General features: G+C 74.0%; 19 protein-coding genes. 10 read left to right on the forward strand and 9 right to left on the reverse strand.

What is annotated here, in order from left to right; all coding sequences use genetic code 11:
- Positions 1 to 41: 41 nt before the first annotated feature.
- A complete protein-coding gene (locus ACIQMJ_RS10200; protein ID WP_499760617.1) occupies positions 42 to 455 on the reverse strand; it encodes a DUF2000 family protein in 414 nt (137 codons plus the stop codon).
- 49 nt (positions 456 to 504) lie between these two features.
- Between ACIQMJ_RS10200 and ACIQMJ_RS10205 the strand changes: the two genes are divergently transcribed.
- The 4 genes from ACIQMJ_RS10205 to ACIQMJ_RS10220 all read left to right on the forward strand — a co-directional run bounded on the left by ACIQMJ_RS10205 (position 505) and on the right by ACIQMJ_RS10220 (position 6,668).
- Positions 505 to 1,341: an AraC family transcriptional regulator gene (locus ACIQMJ_RS10205; protein ID WP_499760618.1), complete on the forward strand. Its 837-nt coding sequence runs from the start codon at positions 505 to 507 to the stop codon at positions 1,339 to 1,341.
- A complete protein-coding gene (locus ACIQMJ_RS10210) occupies positions 1,338 to 2,804 on the forward strand; it encodes a pentapeptide repeat-containing protein (RefSeq protein ID WP_499760619.1) in 1,467 nt (488 codons plus the stop codon). Before ACIQMJ_RS10205 ends, ACIQMJ_RS10210 begins: the two co-directional genes overlap by 4 nt.
- A gap of 98 nt (positions 2,805 to 2,902) precedes the next feature.
- A complete protein-coding gene (locus ACIQMJ_RS10215) occupies positions 2,903 to 4,657 on the forward strand; it encodes a glycoside hydrolase family 3 protein (RefSeq protein ID WP_499760620.1) in 1,755 nt (584 codons plus the stop codon).
- A 4-nt stretch (positions 4,658 to 4,661) separates the two neighbouring features.
- A complete protein-coding gene (locus ACIQMJ_RS10220) occupies positions 4,662 to 6,668 on the forward strand; it encodes a serine hydrolase (RefSeq protein ID WP_499760621.1) in 2,007 nt (668 codons plus the stop codon).
- Positions 6,669 to 6,686: 18 nt separating this feature from the next.
- Here the strand turns inward: ACIQMJ_RS10220 and ACIQMJ_RS10225 are convergent, their stop codons facing one another.
- Positions 6,687 to 7,445, reverse strand: coding sequence for an ANTAR domain-containing protein (locus ACIQMJ_RS10225; RefSeq protein ID WP_499760622.1), 759 nt, complete (start codon positions 7,443 to 7,445; stop codon positions 6,687 to 6,689).
- 326 nt (positions 7,446 to 7,771) lie between these two features.
- On the opposite strand from ACIQMJ_RS10225, the gene ACIQMJ_RS10230 reads away from it, so the two are divergent.
- Positions 7,772 to 7,990: a hypothetical protein gene (locus tag ACIQMJ_RS10230; protein WP_499760623.1), complete on the forward strand. Its 219-nt coding sequence runs from the start codon at positions 7,772 to 7,774 to the stop codon at positions 7,988 to 7,990.
- A gap of 138 nt (positions 7,991 to 8,128) precedes the next feature.
- Positions 8,129 to 8,479, forward strand: a complete 351-nt coding sequence (locus tag ACIQMJ_RS10235; RefSeq protein WP_499760624.1) for a DUF6223 family protein — start codon at positions 8,129 to 8,131, stop codon at positions 8,477 to 8,479.
- A 1-nt stretch (position 8,480) separates the two neighbouring features.
- Here the strand turns inward: ACIQMJ_RS10235 and ACIQMJ_RS10240 are convergent, their stop codons facing one another.
- The 3 genes from ACIQMJ_RS10240 to ACIQMJ_RS10250 form a co-directional block, all read right to left on the reverse strand.
- Positions 8,481 to 9,143, reverse strand: coding sequence for a response regulator transcription factor (locus ACIQMJ_RS10240; protein WP_499760625.1), 663 nt, complete (start codon positions 9,141 to 9,143; stop codon positions 8,481 to 8,483).
- Positions 9,140 to 10,246, reverse strand: a complete 1,107-nt coding sequence (locus tag ACIQMJ_RS10245; protein WP_499760626.1) for a sensor histidine kinase — start codon at positions 10,244 to 10,246, stop codon at positions 9,140 to 9,142. The genes ACIQMJ_RS10240 and ACIQMJ_RS10245 overlap by 4 nt, the downstream gene beginning before the upstream one ends.
- 72 nt (positions 10,247 to 10,318) lie before the next feature.
- Entirely contained in the window at positions 10,319 to 10,771 is a 453-nt protein-coding gene (locus ACIQMJ_RS10250; RefSeq protein WP_499760627.1) for a VOC family protein, read from the reverse strand.
- A 178-nt stretch (positions 10,772 to 10,949) separates the two neighbouring features.
- Between ACIQMJ_RS10250 and ACIQMJ_RS10255 the strand changes: the two genes are divergently transcribed.
- Both ACIQMJ_RS10255 and ACIQMJ_RS10260 read left to right on the forward strand, forming a co-directional pair.
- The gene (locus ACIQMJ_RS10255) at positions 10,950 to 11,333 is read left to right on the forward strand and encodes a hypothetical protein (protein ID WP_499760628.1); all 384 of its coding nucleotides are present in this window, start codon (positions 10,950 to 10,952) and stop codon (positions 11,331 to 11,333) included.
- A gap of 57 nt (positions 11,334 to 11,390) precedes the next feature.
- The gene (locus tag ACIQMJ_RS10260) at positions 11,391 to 11,936 is read left to right on the forward strand and encodes a cysteine hydrolase family protein (RefSeq protein WP_499760629.1); all 546 of its coding nucleotides are present in this window, start codon (positions 11,391 to 11,393) and stop codon (positions 11,934 to 11,936) included.
- Positions 11,937 to 11,979: 43 nt separating this feature from the next.
- On the opposite strand, the gene ACIQMJ_RS10265 is transcribed toward ACIQMJ_RS10260, so the two are convergent.
- The 3 genes from ACIQMJ_RS10265 to ACIQMJ_RS10275 form a co-directional block, all read right to left on the reverse strand.
- Complete coding sequence (locus ACIQMJ_RS10265) at positions 11,980 to 12,729, reverse strand: GH12 family glycosyl hydrolase domain-containing protein (RefSeq protein ID WP_499760630.1); 750 nt, start codon at positions 12,727 to 12,729, stop codon at positions 11,980 to 11,982.
- Positions 12,730 to 12,846: 117 nt separating this feature from the next.
- Positions 12,847 to 14,229 (reverse strand): FAD-binding oxidoreductase, encoded by a 1,383-nt coding sequence (locus ACIQMJ_RS10270; RefSeq protein WP_499760631.1) that lies wholly within the window; start codon positions 14,227 to 14,229, stop codon positions 12,847 to 12,849.
- Between the two features lie 66 nt (positions 14,230 to 14,295).
- On the reverse strand, positions 14,296 to 14,877 hold the full coding sequence (locus ACIQMJ_RS10275) for a TetR/AcrR family transcriptional regulator (protein WP_499760632.1): 582 nt from the start codon (positions 14,875 to 14,877) through the stop codon (positions 14,296 to 14,298).
- A 79-nt stretch (positions 14,878 to 14,956) separates the two neighbouring features.
- On the opposite strand from ACIQMJ_RS10275, the gene ACIQMJ_RS10280 reads away from it, so the two are divergent.
- Positions 14,957 to 16,138 (forward strand): YbfB/YjiJ family MFS transporter, encoded by a 1,182-nt coding sequence (locus tag ACIQMJ_RS10280; RefSeq protein ID WP_499760633.1) that lies wholly within the window; start codon positions 14,957 to 14,959, stop codon positions 16,136 to 16,138.
- Here the strand turns inward: ACIQMJ_RS10280 and ACIQMJ_RS10285 are convergent.
- The gene (locus ACIQMJ_RS10285) at positions 16,050 to 16,994 is read right to left on the reverse strand and encodes a helix-turn-helix transcriptional regulator (protein WP_499760634.1); all 945 of its coding nucleotides are present in this window, start codon (positions 16,992 to 16,994) and stop codon (positions 16,050 to 16,052) included. The genes ACIQMJ_RS10280 and ACIQMJ_RS10285 overlap by 89 nt on opposite strands.
- Before the next feature lie 145 nt (positions 16,995 to 17,139).
- Between ACIQMJ_RS10285 and ACIQMJ_RS10290 the strand changes: the two genes are divergently transcribed.
- Complete coding sequence (locus ACIQMJ_RS10290; protein WP_499760635.1) at positions 17,140 to 17,712, forward strand: RDD family protein; 573 nt, start codon at positions 17,140 to 17,142, stop codon at positions 17,710 to 17,712.
- The last annotated feature ends 94 nt before the right edge of the window (positions 17,713 to 17,806 follow it).

The following is a 17,806-nucleotide window of genomic DNA, read 5'->3' on the forward strand; positions in this document are numbered from 1 at the left end:
GCGCATCGTGGCGCTCGTCCGGCCCCGTTCCACGTGTCGACCTACGGGTGCATCCGGGCGCCCTTGAGCACCTTGTCCACCGCGTTGCGCGGACCGTGCACGCCGAGGCCGACCAGGTCGAGGTCGTCCCGCGGCACGGCGCGCACGGCGGCGCGGTTGTCCACGTCGTTGCCCGTGGCGAACAGGTCGGAGGTGAACACCGCCACCGGCAGCCCGCGTCCGACGGCCCGGGCGTGCGCGGTGGTCAGCACCTCCTTGCCACCCGCCAGCACGAGCACGGGCTGACCCAGCATCGGCAGGTATCGCGTGCCGTCCGCGTCCTCGTACGGCTCGCCCACTGCCTCGGGCACGGCCGCGGTGAGGCCGCTCGCCAGGAAAGCGGTCACGTTCAGCGCCTGCCACGGCGCCAGGTCGTCGCGGAGCAGGACGGCGAACTTCGTCTCGAATCGTTCCACCCCGACACCGTCGCCGGTGCGGGCGGGCGGCGTCTTGTACGTTCTTGACGTGGGCCCCGACATCGCCGCGTGGCGGCCCGCCGTGCCGGGCATCGTGGAGGTGCTGCACGCGCGCTTCACCGACCACGCCTACCCAGCGCACACGCACGACGCGTGGACGCTGCTGCTGGTCGACACCGGCACCGTGACCTACGGCCTGGACCACCGGGAGCACGGCGCGCTGCCCGCGTCGGTCACGCTGCTCCCGCCGCACGTCCCGCACGACGGCCGCAACGCGACCTCCGAGGGTTTCCGCAAGCGTGTGCTCTACCTGGACACGTCGGTGCTGGGCGCGGACCTGGTGGGCGCGGCGGTCGACCACCCGGCGTTCGCCGACCCGGCGCTGCGGTCGCGGGTGCACCAGCTGCACGGCGTGCTGCACGGCGGCGACGAGTGGGAAGCCGAGTCCCGGCTGGCGCTGGTCCGCGACCGGCTGCGCGCACACCTGACCAGCCGCCCGCCCCGGCTCCCGACCGCGGAACCGGGCCTGGCCCACGCGCTGCGGGACCTGCTGGACGCCCACGTGACCGACACCCTCACCCTGGCCGACGCCGCCACCCGCCTGACCGCCGGCCCCGAACGCCTGGTCCGCGCGTTCACCCGCGAGTTCGGCCTGCCCCCGCACCGCTACCTGACCGGCCGCCGCGTCGACCTGGCCCGCCGCCTCCTGCTCGACGGCCTGCCACCGGCCCAGGTCGCCCCGGCCGTCGGCTTCTACGACCAGTCCCACCTGACCCGCCACTTCCGCCGCATGCTGGGCACCGCACCGGGCGCCTACGCCCGTTCCGCCACTTCCCGCCCGTTCCGCCCCGCCCGACCCGCGCGTGGCGGCATCATCGAGACGTGACCGACGACCACGCCGCCCCCGATCCGTTACCGCGCCCCACGCCGGAGCGCACTCGACCGGGCACACCGCCGATGCGGCCGTTGCGGGGCCGGGTGGTCGCGGCGGTCGGGGCGGGGATCGCGGTTCTCACCGCAGGCGTGGTCGTGGCGTTGTGGTGGGCGGGCACGGCGGGCATCTCCGGCGCTCCGCTGGTGAGCGCGCGGTTCGACGCGGTGCGCACCGGGTTGGGCATCGGCCTCGGCGGCGGCGGGCTCTTCGCGCTGTACCTGGCGTGGCGCAGGCAGCACGCCGCTGAGGTCGGCTTGGTGCAGAAGGAACGCGACCAGGACGACGTGGCCCGCGCCTACGAGCTGCAGCGCGAGGTCGCCGAGCACACCCGGCTGCACTCCGAACGCGTCGCCGCCGCGACCGAGCGCGACGCCGAGGCCAGACGGGTGACCGATCTCTACACCAAGGCGTCCGACCAACTGGGGTCGGACAAGGCACCGGTGCGGCTGGCCGGCCTCTACGCGCTGGAACGCCTCGCGCAGGACAACGAGCACCAGCGGCAGACCGTGGTCAGCGTGCTCTGCGCCTACCTGCGGATGCCGTTCGACCCGCCCGGCGACCGGCCCGGCGAGGACGTCGACCAGCAGACCCGGGGGCGGGCCCAGGAGCGCGAGGTGCGGCTCACCGCCCAACGCGTCCTGGCCACCCACCTGCGCCCCGGCGACGCGTTCTGGGCGGACACGGACGTCGACCTGACGGGCGCGGTGCTGATCGACCTCGACTTCAGCAGGTGCGTGCTGCGCCGCGGTCGGTTCGACGAGGCCAGGTTCGTGGGGTACGCCAACTTCTTCGGCAGCGAGTTCGAGGACGGGGCGTCGTTCGTCCGCGCGACGTTCGCCGGACGGGCGGTGTTCTACCAGGCGAGGTTCCCCAGGGGCGTCCACTTCGACCAGGGCGGGTTCGACGGGGACGCCGATTTCACCCGGGCGTGGTTCGCGAAGGACGCCGGGTTCTCCGCCACGACGTTCCAGGAGGTGGCGAGGTTCACCGGCGCCGGTTTCACCGCGCTCGCCTGGTTCCGCGACACGCGGTTCGCCGCTCCGGTCACGTTCTCCGACACGATGTTCTCCGCCGGGGCCGACTTCACCAGGGCGGCGTTCGACCGGGGCGTCCAGTTCCTCGGGACGGGGTTCTCGGGGTCCGCGGTGTTCGCCGGGGCCGGCTTCGGCGACGGTGCCGAGTTCTTCCGGGCCAGGTTCTCGTCGGAGGTCGACTTCAGCGGGGCGACCTTCGCCGAGTCGGCCGACTTCGAGGAGACGGTGGTGGCCCACCCGGTCACGGCGAGGTCCTCGTGGCCGCCCGGGTGGACTCCTTCGGAGCACCACCTCGGCCTGGACCAGCCGTTGGAGCACACGTGGCCGTACTTCCCGGTGGCCACGGCGCGCACGTGGCACGAACTGGTGCCCGTCACGTAGGGCGGTGGCCGCCAAAGCGCCCGATCGGACGATGTCGGGCCCGGCGACGGCTGCGTACATTGCGACGCGGACGTGACTTCCTCACTGCGGGAGTGGCCATGAGGAAAATCTTCAACAGGTGGACGGTCCTGGTCGCGGTGGGGGCGGTGCTGCTCGGGGGTGCGCCGGCGGTGGCCGGGACCGGTGACGTGGTGGTCGACGCGCTGCGGCGGATGAGCCTGGAGGAGAAGGTCGGCCAGCTCTTCGTCACCTACGCCTACGGGGCGACGGTCGACGCGTCCGACCCGGCGTCGGTGGCCGCGAACCGGCGTCAGCACGGGGTGGACAACGCCCGGCAGCTGATCGGGAAGTACCACCTCGGCGGCATCATCTACTTCGCCTGGTCGGGCAACACGGCCAACCCGGCGCAGGTCGCGGAGCTGTCCAACGGCATCCAGCGGGAGTCCGCGGTCCCCGCCCTGATCAGCACCGACCAGGAGCACGGCGTGGTGTCGCGGATCGGGGCGCCGGCCACGCTGTTCCCCGGCAACATGGCGCTCGGCGCGGCCCGCGACCCCGACGCGGCTGCCACCGCGGCCCGGATCGCCGGGCGGGAGCTGCGGGCCATGGGGGTGAACCAGGACTTCGCGCCGGTCGCCGACGTGAACGTCAACGCGCTCAACCCGGTGATCGGCGTCCGGTCGTTCGCCGAGGACCCGGAGCTGACGGCCCGGCTGGTCGAAGCGCAGGTGCGCGGCTACGAGCAGGGCGGTGTCTCGGCCACCGCGAAGCACTTCCCGGGGCACGGCGACACCGCCGTGGACAGCCACACCGGCCTGCCGGTGATCGGCCACAGCCGCGAGGAGTGGGAACGGCTCGACGCGCCGCCGTTCCAGCGCGCGATCGCGGCCGGCGTCGACTCGATCATGACCGCGCACATCGTCGTGCCCGCGCTCGACCCGGCCGGCGACCCGGCCACGCTGTCCCGGCCGATCATCACCGGCATCCTGCGCGACCGGCTCGGCTACGACGGCGTGGTGATCACGGACTCGCTCGGGATGGCCGGCGTCCGGCAGAAGTACGGCGACGAGCGCGTGCCCGTGCTGGCGCTGAAGGCGGGCGTGGACCAGTTGCTCATGCCGCCGAACATCGACCTCGCCTACAACGCGGTGCTGAAGGCCGTGCACGACGGCGAGCTCACCGAGCGCCGCATCGACCAGTCGGTCCGCCGGATCCTGCGCATGAAGGTCAAGCGCGGGCTGTTCGGCGGGCAGTTCGCCGACCCGGCCAGGCTGCCCGAGGTCGTCGGCACCGAGCAGCACCGGCAGGCCGCGCAGGAGATCACCGACCGCACCACGACGCTCGTCCGCAACGCGCTGCTGCCCCTGCGCACGCCGCCGGCCTCGGTCTTCGCCACCGGCTGGGGCACCACCGCCGACCCGGTGCCGCACCGGCTCGCCACCGCCGCCGGCCGCCGTTCGGCGACGGCGAACGCGCTGGTCACGGGGGCGAACCCGACCCAGGCGACGATCGAGCAGGCCGTCGCGGGCGCGCAGGCCGCCGAGCTGACGATCGTCGCGACCAACAAGGCGTGGACCGACGTCGGGCAGCAGAACCTGGTGCGGGCGCTGCTGGCCACCGGCAAGCCCGTCGTCGTCATCGCCGTCCGCGACCCGTACGACATCGCGTACTTCCCGCAGGCGCAGACGTACCTCGCGACCTACTCCTACACCGAGGTGTCGGTGGAGTCGGCGGTGCGGGTGCTGTACGGGGAGAACGCGCCGGTCGGGAAGCTGCCCGTGACGATCCCGGTCGCGGGCGACCCGTCGACCGCGCTGCACCCGTTCGGCCACGGCCTGACCTGGGAGGGGTGACCCGGTGCGCCGACTGCTGACCGCCGCCCTGTGCGGGCTGCTCGTGGCGGTGCCGACCGCGGCGGCCGAACCGGCCGCCCCGACCGTGCCGCTGACCGTGCTGTCGTACAACATCCACACCGGCATCGGCGTGGACGGCCGGCTCGACCTGGCGCGGGTGGCCGCCGACATCACCGCGTCCGGCGCGGACGTCGTCGGGTTGCAGGAGGTGGACGTCCACTGGATGGCCCGCAGCGAGTGGCGGGACCAGGCGGCGGACCTGGCGAGCGCGGTGGGCATGCACGTCTACTTCGCGCCCATCTACGACCTGGACCCGGCCGAACCGGGCGCGCCGCGGCGGCAGTACGGCGTGGCGGTGCTCAGCCGTCACCCGATCGTGGAGGCGGAGAACCACTGGATCACCCGCCTGTCCACGCAGGCGCCGAACCCCGCGCCCGCACCCGCGCCGGGGTTCCCCGAGGTGGTGCTGAACGTGCGCGGCGAACGCGTGCACGTCTACAACACGCACCTGGACTACCGCGCCGACCCGGCCGTGCGCCAGGCGCAGGTCGCCGACATGCTGGCCGTCATGGCCGAGGACCGGGGCGCGGCACGGGTGCTGCTCGGCGACTTCAACGCGCCACCGGACGCCCCGGAACTGGCTCCTCTGTGGACGGAGCTGCTCGACGCGTGGGCGTTGACCAACGCCTCGTCCCCCGGCCTGACCTACCCGGCGTCGGCGCCCGTGAAGCGGATCGACTTCGTCGCCGTCGGCTACCCGGCCCGGGTGCGCGCCACGCGGGTGATCACCACCGGCGCGTCGGACCACCTGCCGGTGCTGGCCGAGCTGGCCGTCACGCGCCGGCCCGGCTCGCCTTGGGACGGGCCGCTGCCCGACCAGCGGCTGCGCTACGGCACGGCCCGGCAGGCCGGGTTGGCCGACGGGCACGTCGACCGGCTCGTGCCCGACGTCGAGGCGGGTGTGCTCGCGTCACCGCAGGCGTTCCCGGGCGGTGTGGTGCTGGTCGCGCGCAACGGCGTGATCGCGCGGCACGCGGCGGTCGGGGACGCGTTGCGCTACGGGCCCGACGGCGCGGAGCTGCCGCCCGACCAGCGGATACCGATGCGCGAGGACACCATCTTCGACGTGGCGTCCATCTCGAAGCTGTTCACCACCGTCGTGGCCATGCGACTGGTGGAGCGCGACCTGATCGACCTGGACGTCCCCGCCGCCCGCTACCTGCCCGAGTTCGCCCAGAACGGCAAGCAGGACGTCACGCTCCGCCAGTTGCTGACCCACACGTCCGGGCTGCCGGCCGGGCTGGCGCTCGGCTCGTACCCGACGGTCGAGCAGCGGCTGGCCGCGGTCTACGCGGTGGCACCGCGGTCGTCTCCGGGGACGCGGTACGTCTACTCCGACCTGAGCCTCATCGTGGTCGGCAAGGTGCTGGAACGCGTCACGGGCCGGTCGTTGCCCGACCTCGTGGCCGCGGAGGTCGCCGAGCCGCTCGGGCTGCGCGACACCCGGTACAACCCGCCGGCCGAGCTGCGGCCGCGGATCGCGCCGACCCAGTACGCGGGCGGCACGCGCGGCCTGATCTGGGGCCAGGTGCACGACTCGACCTCGTGGTACCTGGGCGGCACGGCCGGGCACGCCGGCGTGTTCTCCACCGCGCGCGACCTCGCCGTGTTCGCCCAGATGCTGCTCAACGGCGGCCGGTACGGCGACCGGCGCGTCCTGCGCGAGGACAGCGTCCGGGCGATGACGACGAACTGGAACGCGGCCATCCCGGGCGCGGACCGGGGCCTGGGCCTGGACGTGAACAAGCCCGCGTTCATGGGCATGCTCACCACGCCGCACACCGTCGGGCACACCGGCTACACCGGCACGTCCCTGGTCATCGACCCGGGCAGCCGGTCGTTCGTGCTGCTGCTGACCAACCGGGTGCACCCGACCGCGGCCGGCCCGGCCACCAACCCCTACCGGCGTGCCGTGGCCGACGACCTGGCGCGGGCCGTCCTGGACCGCTGACGCAGCGCCCGCGCCGGCTCAGTTCCGGCCGTCGAGGATGTCGTTGACGAACCGCTCCGCGAAGTCGCGGAGCTTGACGTTCTCGCGCTGGGACCGGTCCACGAGCATCGCGAACGCCTCGTCCGCGCTCACCCGGTGCACCGCCATGACCACGCCCTTCGCCTGGTCGATGACGGCGCGCGAGGTCAGCGCGTGGCGCAGCTGGTCGGCCTGCTCGCGGGCGCGCAGGGAGCGGCGGGCGTGGCGCAACGCGCCCTCCGCGGCGGCGCAGTACAGCTCCAGCAGCGCCGCGTCGAGCGCCCGGAAACCGTCCGGGCGCCCGCTGTAGAGGTTGAGCGAGCCGGGGGTGTCCTCCTCGACGCACAGCGGCGCGGACAGGAAGCCGGCGACGTCGAACGCCCGGGTCCCCTCGGCGAAGTCGGGCCACAGGTCCGGCAGCTCGGCGACCGCCGCGTGCACGACCTGCCCGGTCCGGGCGGCCTGCAAGCACGGCCCCTCGTCCGTCCGGTACTGCACGAGGTCGATCTCCAGGGCGTCCTGCCGGGTCGCCGCACCGGTCACCGGACCGGACTCGGACAGCAGCGTGACGCTGACCATGTCGGCGCCGGGCACGGCGTGCGTGACCTGCCGGCAGATCCGGTCCAGGATGACCGCCAGGTCCTCCTCCCGGTCCAGGACCTCGGTCAACCCCCGCACCGCGCCGGTGACCACGTCCAACCGCCGGACCAGCGTTTCGACGACGTGGTCACCCGCCGCGACCCGCTGCCCGCCACCCATCACCCGCCTCCTCGTTCGTGCCGCCCACCGCCTACCCCGGCGGACGCTCGGACGGCCACGGCGACTCCGGTCGCGCGGCCGTGTGGGACAGGGTTGCCCGCCGGCCGCGAAACCACACCGCGACCGGCCGACATCACACCGCGTGACTTCGTCCCGAACCACCGCGCGGGCCCCGGAATACCACCTCCGGGTGAGCGCGAATCCTGCTCCGACGGGTGGTTCCGCCGTCCCGGCGCGGGTACTCGACCCGTACGTCAAGCAGTCGGCGACCCGCAGCCCGCGGCGGCCGGGACGGCCGCCGGGCTTGGAACCCACTGGACTCCGCCATGGACGCGACACCCCACCCCGGGCACGGTGCGATCGTCACCTACCTCAACCCGGACGTGCACGACCCGGCCGCCTTCCTGTGCGGCATCGTCGTCGGCGCCCACGTGGTCGACCCCCGGACCGAGCACGCGTGGGTCCCGGTCCTGCTGCCCGACGGCACGCTGTCGGTGCTGGACACCAGGAACATCATCGAGGTGCACGCCTCCGACGAACCGTGATCCGCCACCGGGGTGGTACGTCCGGCCGCGGGCGTACCACCCCGGTGGTACGGAGATCGACAACCGCCGCCGGACGACCTGGGAGGTCGGCGTTCCTAGGCTTCGCCCGTAGCTGTTGGGCGAGCGGAGGAAACCTCGATGGACGTCGCAAACGTGCTGGCCGCGGCCAGTGTCTACTCGTTCGGACCCGGGCGGCTCGGCGCCGCGTCGGGCGCGCTGCTGGGGGTGCTCGGCGTCGTCGTCGGCACGCTGGCGCTGACCCGTCCCACCGGCCGGTTCGGCATCTCGACCGGCAGGCGCGGCGTCGTCGTGTCGCTGGCGTGCGGTGTGCTCGGGCTGGCGCTCGGCACGCTGGTCGTGGCCACTTCGGACAGTGGGATCGGCACCGGCAACGGCCGCGGCGGGGCCTACCTGGCCCTCGTGGTCGGGCTGGTCGCGGTGGTGCTCGGCGGGGTGGCCGCGGCGCGGGCCCGCCGCGTGCGCGCCTGAGTCAGGAGCGGGTCAGCCAGGTCGGCACGGTCAGGCCCGACTCGTAGGCGAGGATCACCAACTGGGCCCGGTCCCGGACCCGCGTCTTGGTCATGATGCGGCTGACGTGGGTCTTGGCCGTGGCCGGGCTCAGCACCAACCGCGCGGCGATCTCGTCGTTGGACAGGCCGGCCGCGACCAGCGCCATCACCTCTCGCTCCCGGTCGGTGAGCGCGGTCAGCCGCGGGCCGGGGTCGGGGTGGGTGGCGCGGGTGGCGAACTCGGCGATCAGCCGGCGGGTGATCGACGGCGCGATGAGCGCGTCACCGCGCGCCACCACCCGCACCGCGTGGATCAGCTCGGCCGGCTCGGTGTCCTTGACCAGGAAGCCGCTCGCGCCCGCGCGCAGCGCGCCGTAGACGTAGTCGTCCAGGTCGAACGTGGTCAGGATGATCACGCGGACGTCCGGGCTCGCGGTGATCTCCCGGGTGGCGGCCAGGCCGTCCTGTCCCGGCATCCGGATGTCCACCAGGGCGACGTCGGGCCGCAGGCTCCGGGCGAGCCGCACCGCCTCGGCGCCGTCGGCGGCCTCGCCGACCACCTCGATGCCGTCCTCACCGTCCAGGATGGACCGGAAGCCGGCGCGCACGAGGGTCTGGTCGTCGGCCAGCAGCAGGCGGATCACGCGGGCACCCGGTCCGCGCGCAGCGGCAGGCGGGCGTGCACGCGGAAGCCGCCGTCCGGGCGCGGGCCCGCGGTGACCGTGCCGCCCAGCGCCTGCGCCCGTTCCCGCATGCCGAGGATGCCGTTGCCGGGTGCGCCCGGCGTGCCGGTGCCGTCGTCCTCCACCTCCACGACCACGTCGCCGTCCTCCGGTCGGACCCGGACCACGGCTGCGGTGGCCGCCGCGTGCCGGGTCACGTTGGTGAGCGCTTCCTGCACGATCCGGTACGCGGCCAGGTCGACCTCCGGTGGCAGCGGCGGTGTCCCGGCGAGGTCGACGCGGATCTCCAGCCCGGACCGGCCCGCCGTGGTGACCAGGTCGCCGAGGCGGTCCAGGCCCGGCGGCACGTCGCCCTCCCGGCGCAGCGCGTCCAGCGCGGTGCGCAGCTCGCGCAGCGTCTCCTTGCTGGTCTGCTTGATCGCGGTGAGCGCCTGCTCGGTGCGGTCCGGGTCGGGGCGGTGCAGCGCGGCGCCGGCCTGCACGTTGATCAGCGAGAGGTGGTGGCCGAGCGCGTCGTGCAGCTCGCGGGCGATGCGCAGGCGTTCCTCGGTGGCCCGCCGCCGTGCTTCCTCCTCCATCCGCTGCTCGGCGACGACCGCCCGCGCCCGCGCTTCGGCGAGGTAGGCGCGGCGGTTGCGGGTCACGCCGACGATGACCGCGACGAGCCAGCCCGCGTGCAGGAACGTCGCGCCGTTGTCGGCCTTGTGGAAGCTGTCGGCGAAGGCGAACGCGAGCACCGACGCGACGCCGAGCGTGACGGCGACGGCGAGGTGGCCTTCGTCCACGACGGTGTAGAGCGCGACGACGAACACGACCATGATCGGGCCGGGCTGGTGCAGCAGCACCCCGTACGCGCTGACCGCGGCCAGTGCCACCACGCCCACCGGGACCGGGTGCCGGCGGCGCACGCACAGGGCGGCCGAGGAGGTCACGACGGCGAGCAGCGCGGCCCACTCGGCGGGGGTGTCGATGCCGCGTGACTGCACGAGGAGCCCGAGGAGGGCGACCAGGCCGGCCGCCAGCGCCACGGCGGGGGCCGCCGTCCGGCCGCGCCATCGGGACATGCGCCGAAGCCTAACCCCCCGGCACGTGAACGGGGAGTCAGGCTCCGGCGCGTGATCACCGCCCGCGCGCCGCTACGCCGCGCAGAACTCGTTGCCCTCGGGGTCCCGCATGACCCACCAGTGCCCGACCGGACCCTCGTCGTGCTCGCGGACGCGCGTCGCGCCCAGGCCCTCCAACCGGGCCACGAGCCGCTCCAACCCGCCGGGCTCGCTGTGGACGTCGATGTGCAGGCGGTTCTTGCCGGACTTGGCCTCGGGCACGTCCTGGAACAACACCCGTCGCCCGCGCCCGACGCCGCTGACCGGGTCGAACGGGTCGTCCGGGTGGCGGATGCCCGCGTAACCCCGGAAGTTCTTGCGCCCGTTGTGCTCCACGACCGCTTGCTCGGGGAGGTGACCGGCGGCCAGCAGCTGCTCGATGAGCGCACTGGGGTCCTCCACCTCGTACTCCAGGGCGGCGGCCCAGAAGTCCGCGAGCGCGGGCGCGTTGCTGCTGTCGATGACCAACTTCCAGCTCAATGCCATGTAACCGGTTATATCGGTTACAGGTGCCGCCACGCAACCGGACGGCCCACCGGGGAGGCGCCCGCGTGCCCGGGTGGTCGTCGTCATCCGGTCGGGTGCGTTCCGTTGCCCGGCCGCGCCCGTGCAACTCGCCCCTTGGTCGGCCGTGCCCGCGGCCGCGACCCGGGAGGACGACAACATGAGCACGAAGGCGACGGCACTGCTCGTGACGGGGCTCGCCACCGCGGTGCTGACCGGACCGGCGCCGGTGGCCCACGCCCAGAACGACCGCGCGTGGGTCACCCTCGACGGCCGGGCCGAGCGAGTGGCCGGAACGTGGGCGCTGACCGGCTGGATCCAGTGCGACGAGCGCCACGACGGGCGAACTTCCCTCGAATTCCTGGTGGTCCAGGGCGATGTCGACGCGAGTTGGCGCGAAGGCGTGGAGTGCCATGACGACCGGGCCGTGCCCTGGCGGACCACCCTGAGGGAACCGGAGCAGTTCCGGTCCGGACAGGCGCGGGCGATCGTGACCGACCAGTCCCAGTACGTCGGTGACGAAGTCATGGTCACCTTGGAGTGACGCACCGCCCGACGAACTCCGCGGCAGCGCCGGTGGCCGCGGATAGGCTGTGCCGGCATGACCGCGGCACTGCTGATAGTCGACGTGCAGGAGATGCTGGTCCCGCTCGTCTGGCGGGGTGAAGAGCTGGCCGACCGCATCGCCGCGCTCGCACGCGAAGCCCGGCGGCACGGTGCGCCGGTGGTGGCGTTGCGCCAGATCGGGCCCGCGGGCACGGAGTTCGACCCCGACGAGCCGGGCACGCGGATCAGCGACCGCCTCGGCCTCGAACCCGCGGACCTGGTGGTGCCGAAGACGGCGACCGACGCGTTCTACCGCACCGACCTCGCGGCGCTGCTCGCCGAACGGGACGTGGACACCGTCGTGCTGACCGGGCTGGCCACGGACTACTGCGTGGACGCCACGGCGCGGTCGGCGTTGAGCCACGGGCTGGACGTGCTGCTGGTGCGCGACGGCCACTCCCCCGCCGCCGACGGCGATCCCGTGGCGGGCCTGACCGCGGCGCAGGTCGTCGAGCGGCACAACCGTCTGCTCAGCACAGCCGTCCACCCGGGCGGGACGGTGCGGCTCGTCGCGGCGGCGGAGGTCGCGTTCGGGCGGTGAGGCGGCAGGCCGGTCCGGGTAACGCCCGGACCGGCCCGGTGCGTCAGCCGCTGACGGAGGCCGAGAAGTTGTTGACCGCCAGGCCGACGCCGCCGTTCCACGGCTCGAAACCGGCCTGGATGCTGGTCAGGTACCAGGACGTGGTGATCGCGCCGCGGTTGCGGACGTCGTTGACGAAGTCCATCACGTTGAACGACCACGACGTGATCGGCGACGGCGCCACGTAGGAGATCACGTTGTTCGCGCCGTTGCTGCCGCGCCAGACCTGCCAGCTGCGGCCGCCGATGGTGGTGTTGCCGACGGCGCTGCCGATCGGCTGGATCGAGCCCTGGCGGTTGAACCAGATCATGATCTCCATCTGGTTGACCCCGTTGGTCTTCGGCGTCGGGTCGAGCCAGATGTCGTAGGAGGCGTTGTACGTGCCGCCCACGTAGCTGTAGTTGATCGAGGACGACGCGCTGCGGATCCGGCTGACCTGCATGGGCAGGGTGGAGCCCGGCGAGCAGTTGGAGTAGTGGCAGCCGAAGTACACCGACGGGTACGACAGCGGTGCGCCGTTGGTCGGCGCGGAGCCCTGCTGCTGGGTGATCCGGAAACCGGTCGAGGTGACGTTGATGCACTGGGTGGCCGACGTGCCCCAGCGGTTGTTCTGGACCACGTAGCGGCCCTGGATGGTGGTCGAGCCGTACTGCTCGCAGATCGTGGTGTCGGCCTGGGCCGGCCCGGCTGCGGCGACGACCGCGGTGGCGGCCATCAACCCGGCCAGCACGAGGGCGCGGACGGTCTTTCGCATGGAACTCCTTCCGAAGGGTCCACGACGGCGGGGATCTCCTGGGAGCGCTCCCAGAGTAACTCGGAAGTCCTCCGGGCGCATTAGGTCACACCGGGGACAAATCGGAGCGCGAGGTCGTCAGGCGAGCCCTTGGGGAAACGCGAGGACGCGGTCCGGGTCGTAGCGACGGGCCACGCGGCGCAGGCGCGGCAGGTTGCGGCCGTAGTACGCGGTCGGCCAGTCCGGCATGTCGGGGTCGATGTAGTTGACGTAGCCGGTGCCGTGCCCGATCGCGTCGCGCAGGGCGACCATGGTGCGGCGGGCTTCGGCCTCGCTGACGCCGACCACGTCGACGTACGCCTGGGCGCTGGCGACGGCGTGCCGGTGCGGGAACGCGGTGGCGTCCGGCCGCACCCGCGCGATCGCGCCGCCGAACGTGTCGAACTGGGCCCGCCCGGTCCGCGCGCCGTCCAGCAGGGCGACCACCGGCCCCGGGTCGATCGGCCGGTAGAGCATCCGGGAGGACGCCACGAACGGCGAGCCGTCGTCCGGTTGGCACGCGGGCAGGCAGCCGGCGAAGAACCGCATCGCGCTGCCGTAGTCCATCGGCTGGACCGTGCGACTCGCCGGCGCGACCCGCGCGGCGAGCCGGTCGAGGCGCCGCGCCAGCTCCCGCTGGTGTCCGATCCAGCTGCCCACGACGGTGGACGACGGCGGGCTGCCCGCACCCACGTTGCAGGCGGACCACAGGCCGTCCGGGGCACCCACCCCCCACTCCTGCCACGCACCGAGCACGTCGGCCGCCGCTCCCGCCGGGAACGTGAGCACGAACGCGGTCACGTCCCGCGCGGGCGCGGTGTCGAACGTGAACGACGTGACGACGCCGAAGTTGCCGCCACCGCCGCCGCGCAGCGCCCAGAACAGGTCCGGCTCGGTGTGCGCGTCGACCCGGCGCAGCCCACTGCCCGGCGGCACGACCCGCGCGCCCAGCAGGTGGTCGCACGTGAGGCCGTACGCGCGCCCCACCACGCTGATCCCGCCGCCCAGCGCGAGGCCGCCGATGCCGACCGTCGGGCACGACCCGGCGGGCAGCAATCGGCCCGCGCGCGCCAGCTCGTCGTACAGGTCGATCATCCGGACGCCCGCGCCGACCTCGACCCGGCCGCGCTCGTCCACCCGGATGGCGTTCAGCGCGGCCAGGTCGATGACGAGCCCGTGCTCGGGCACCGAGTACCCGGCGTAGCTGTGCCCGCCGCTGCGCGCGGCGACCGGGATGCGCTCCCGCGCGGCGAACTCCAGGCACCGCGAGACGTCGGACTCGTTCGCGCACAGCGCCACGGCCGCGGGCCTGCGGTGCGCGTACACCGTGTTGTACGGCCGGCGCACGGTGTCGTAGACGTCGTCACCGGGCAGGACCAGCCTGCCGGTGAGCGCCCGGCGCAGCCGGTCCCAGTCGCGCTCCGCCGCGCCCAGCGCGACGAGTCCGGTGGCCTGCATGAAGGTTCTGCGACCGAATTCCATGAGCACTACCCCCTGCCCATGGTCCCCCTGCCGCGCGGCGCGCCACTCCGCCGAACGGGTTCGGTGTCAGGACGCGGCGGCGAGCAGGGTGAGCGCGGCGCTCAGGGCCTGTGCGCCGACCCCGGTCGGGCCGTGGTGGGTGGCGACCACGGTCGCGCCTTCGACCAGCATCAGCAGTTGCCGCCCGAGGAGGGCCGGATCGGCGGCGCCCGCGCGTTCGGCGATCCCGGTGAGCGTGTCGAGGTACCGGTCGAGGTGCCGGGCGGTGAGGGCGCGCACCGGCTCGACGTGGTGCTGGGCGGCGGCGTTGAGCATGGCGCAGCCGCGGAAGCGCGGCTCGTCGTAGGTCTGCTGGAAGACCTCGAACACCACGGCGAGCTGGTCGGCGGGGTCGGGCCCGGCGGCGGCGACGGCCTCGGCCAGCGCTCGCGTCACCCGGTCGCTGCGGGCCTCCAGCACGGCCCGCACCAGGCCGTCCTTGGTGCCGAAGTGCCGGTAGAGCGTTTCCTTGGAGACGCCGAGACGAGCGCACAGCTCGGCGACGCCGATGCCGTCCAGCCCGCGTTCGTACAGCACGGGCGTGGCCGCTTCGAGGATCGCGGCACGGGTGCGCCCCGGGTCGATCGTGGAGCCCTTGGCCACCGGCATGGCGCAGATGGTACCGATCGGTTCGATCGGGTGTTAGCGTGCCGGATCGTACCGATCGGTTCGATCTACGGGGGCGTCCATGGGACCGGCCGCACGGCTCGCGCTCGGCACGGCGTCCGCGCTCGGGCTGTCCCGCTTCGCGTACGGGCTGCTCGTGCCCGCCATGCGCGAGGACCTGCGCTGGACGTTGGCCGAAGCGGGTGCGATGAGCACCGCGAACGGGCTCGGTTACCTCGTCGGGGCGCTGCTCACCGCCTTCGTGGTCCGCCGCGTGGGCGTCGCCGCCGCGTTCCGCTGGGGCATGGTCCTGACCGCGGTCGCGTTGGCCGCCACCGCGATCAGCGGCGACTTCGTCGTGCTGCTGGTCCTGCGCGCGGCGGCGGGCGTGGCGGGCGCGGTGGTGTTCATCTCCGGCGGGGTGATCGCGTCCCGCGTGGCGAACCGGGTCGGTTCGGGCACGCCGATCACGGTCTACTTCGCGGGAGCGGGGCTGGGCATCGTCTTCGGCGGCGTCACGATCCCGCTGCTGGGCAGCGACTGGCGCGTGGCGTGGGTGGTCCTGGGTGTCGCGGCGGGCGTGGCGGCGCTGGTCGGCTGGACCGCCGCGACTGCCGGCGCGGAACCGCCCGCCGCCACGGCCGGCCGGGCGCGGGTGCGCGCGCTGTGGCGGGCCGCGGTGGCCTACCTGCTGTTCGCGCTCGGGTACATCACCTACATCACGTTCCTGTCGGCGTACCTGGACGACCACGCGGCGCCGACCTGGCAGGTGGTGCTGACGTGGGCGGCGCTGGGTGCGGCGGTGGTCGCCGCGCCCGCGTTGTGGAGCCGTCCGATCGGCTCCTGGCCCGGCACCCGCGCGCTGGCCGCGGTGCTGGTCGTCCTGGGCGCGGGAGCCGGGCTGGCGCTCGCGGCCCCGACGCCGGTGGTCATCCTCGGCTCCGCCGTCGTCTACGGCGCGACGTTCATGGGCGTGCCCGCCGCGATCACCGCGCTCATCCGCGCCACCGTCGCGCCCGCCGACTGGACCGCGACGCTGGCCGCGTTCACCACGGTGTTCGCGGCCGGCCAGACCGCCGGGCCCTGGCTGGCCGGGCTCGTCGCCGACCGCACCTCGACCGACGCGACCCTGGCGTGGACGGCGGTGCTGTGCGCCGCGGCGGCCGCGGTCGTGGTCAGGGTTGGGCCACCGCGGCGGCGAAGCGGGCCGCGACCGCCGCGACGGCGGCCCGCAGTTCCGGCCCGCCGTCGACGCGGAAGCTGAACGGCACGGTCGCCAACCACTCCTGCGCGTACATGGCCGGGTTGCCGGTGCTGCCGACGAGCACGCACCCGGCGCCCAGCGGTTCGAGGCGTCCCATCGGCGGCCGGATCCACGGCCCCACCTTCTCCGGCGGCGCGTGGAACACCACGCGGGTGGCGAACTCCCAGCCGGTGCCGAGGTTCTGCTCCACCGCCGCGACCGGGTCGAGGTCGGCGGGCGGCTCGAACCCGTGCGCGGTCTGCCGCACCGCGCGCACCCGGTCGACCCGGTAGGTGCGGATCGCGTCCGCGCGGTGCGAGTGGCACAGCAGGTACCAGCGCCCGTGCCGGACCACGACCGCCCACGGGTCCACCTCGGACTCCCACTCGCCGCCGGAGTCGGTGCGGTAGGAGATCACCGCGCGGCGGCGGGCCGCCACGGCCGCGACGAGCGCGCTGGTCGTGGCCGGGTCCGGGCGGGCCGAGTTCCGGTCGGGCGCGGCCGACGCGTGCGCCCGCAGCACCGCGGCCTGCCTGCCCACGTTCTCGGGCAGCGCCCGGATGACCTTGCCCAGGGCGGCGTCCACGACGTCGTCGGCGTGGCTGTCGAGCACCGCCATGACCAGGCTCAGCGCCTCGGGTTCGGTGAACACGACCGGCGGCAACCGGGTGCCGCGCCCGAGCCGGTACCCGCCGTAGGGACCGCGGGTCGACTCGACGGGGATGCCGGCGTCACGCAGGATCCCGACGTACCGGCGCACGGCGCGTTCCGTCACGCCCAGCCCCTCGGCGAGCTCGCCCGCCGTGACGCCGGGGCGTGCCTGGAGGATCTCCATGGCGCGCAGGGCTCGGGCGGTGGGGCTGAGTTCGGTCGGCACACCCGGACCTTAGCCGCGACCTCCTGACGGCCGTGACCGAGCGTGACCCGACCTCACTGCCGGGTCGCGACGCCTCGGCGCGGCCGGGGACGCGCGCTCGCCGTGATGCAGAATGTCGCCGATCGCGAACCGACTGGAGGACTCCATGGCCGCTCCCGGTGTCGACCGGCCGACCAGGCTGGACGTCGTCCGGGCCGACGCGGCGCACGTCCTCGGACCGCGGACCGCCGCGCGCGTCGACGCGTTCCCCGACGGCACGCTGCACGTCCGCGCCGGGGAAGCGCGGCGGTTCCTGGCGTGGCTGGTCGACTTCGCGGTGTACCTGCTCGTGGTCGCCGTCGGGCTGGTCGCCCTGAGCGTGCCGTACAGCTCCGGGAAAGTCGACGACGGCGAGTTGGCCGTGGGCGCGATCGCGGTGCTTCTCCTGGCCGCCCCGCTCTACGGCCTGTGCTACGGCAACGGCCGCGCGCTGGGCGCCGTGGTGACCGGCACCCGACTCGTGCGGCTGTCCACCGGCGGCCGGATCGGACTGCCCGCACCGTGGGCGATGGCGGTCCGGACGGTGCTGCTGCCGCTGCTGGTCGCCTCGGTCGCGGTCGGCTCGCTCGCCGGCGGCTCACCACCGGGATCACCGTCCCGGACCAGCATCGACGACCGCGGCACCCGCCGCCTCCACGCCGCGGGCTTCCGCTCCCTCGCCGACCAGCGCGTGCCCTGACCTCTCGCGGCGCGGTCACGGCCACGCGAATGGACGTGCCGCCGCGGTCACCTTGAGTGGGACGATCGATCACTCACCGTAGTGGCCGAGTTCC

This window comes from Actinosynnema sp. NPDC091369 (assembly GCF_044757065.1).
Lineage (GTDB): Bacteria > Actinomycetota > Actinomycetes > Mycobacteriales > Pseudonocardiaceae > Actinosynnema.

Excerpts from the sequence above, each read along its gene's own strand:
- ACIQMJ_RS10215 (WP_499760620.1), top strand. The coding sequence starts at position 2,903 with ATGAGGAAAATCTTCAACAGGTGGACGGTCCTGGTCGCGGTGGGGGCG.
- ACIQMJ_RS10225 (WP_499760622.1), bottom strand. The coding sequence starts at position 7,445 with ATGGGTGGCGGGCAGCGGGTCGCGGCGGGTGACCACGTCGTCGAAACG.
- ACIQMJ_RS10230 (WP_499760623.1), top strand. The coding sequence starts at position 7,772 with ATGGACGCGACACCCCACCCCGGGCACGGTGCGATCGTCACCTACCTC.
- ACIQMJ_RS10235 (WP_499760624.1), top strand. The coding sequence starts at position 8,129 with ATGGACGTCGCAAACGTGCTGGCCGCGGCCAGTGTCTACTCGTTCGGA.
- ACIQMJ_RS10245 (WP_499760626.1), bottom strand. The coding sequence starts at position 10,246 with ATGTCCCGATGGCGCGGCCGGACGGCGGCCCCCGCCGTGGCGCTGGCG.
- ACIQMJ_RS10250 (WP_499760627.1), bottom strand. The coding sequence starts at position 10,771 with ATGGCATTGAGCTGGAAGTTGGTCATCGACAGCAGCAACGCGCCCGCG.
- ACIQMJ_RS10255 (WP_499760628.1), top strand. The coding sequence starts at position 10,950 with ATGAGCACGAAGGCGACGGCACTGCTCGTGACGGGGCTCGCCACCGCG.
- ACIQMJ_RS10260 (WP_499760629.1), top strand. The coding sequence starts at position 11,391 with ATGACCGCGGCACTGCTGATAGTCGACGTGCAGGAGATGCTGGTCCCG.
- ACIQMJ_RS10265 (WP_499760630.1), bottom strand. The coding sequence starts at position 12,729 with ATGCGAAAGACCGTCCGCGCCCTCGTGCTGGCCGGGTTGATGGCCGCC.
- ACIQMJ_RS10270 (WP_499760631.1), bottom strand. The coding sequence starts at position 14,229 with ATGGAATTCGGTCGCAGAACCTTCATGCAGGCCACCGGACTCGTCGCG.
- ACIQMJ_RS10275 (WP_499760632.1), bottom strand. The coding sequence starts at position 14,877 with ATGCCGGTGGCCAAGGGCTCCACGATCGACCCGGGGCGCACCCGTGCC.
- ACIQMJ_RS10280 (WP_499760633.1), top strand. The coding sequence starts at position 14,957 with ATGGGACCGGCCGCACGGCTCGCGCTCGGCACGGCGTCCGCGCTCGGG.
- ACIQMJ_RS10290 (WP_499760635.1), top strand. The coding sequence starts at position 17,140 with ATGGCCGCTCCCGGTGTCGACCGGCCGACCAGGCTGGACGTCGTCCGG.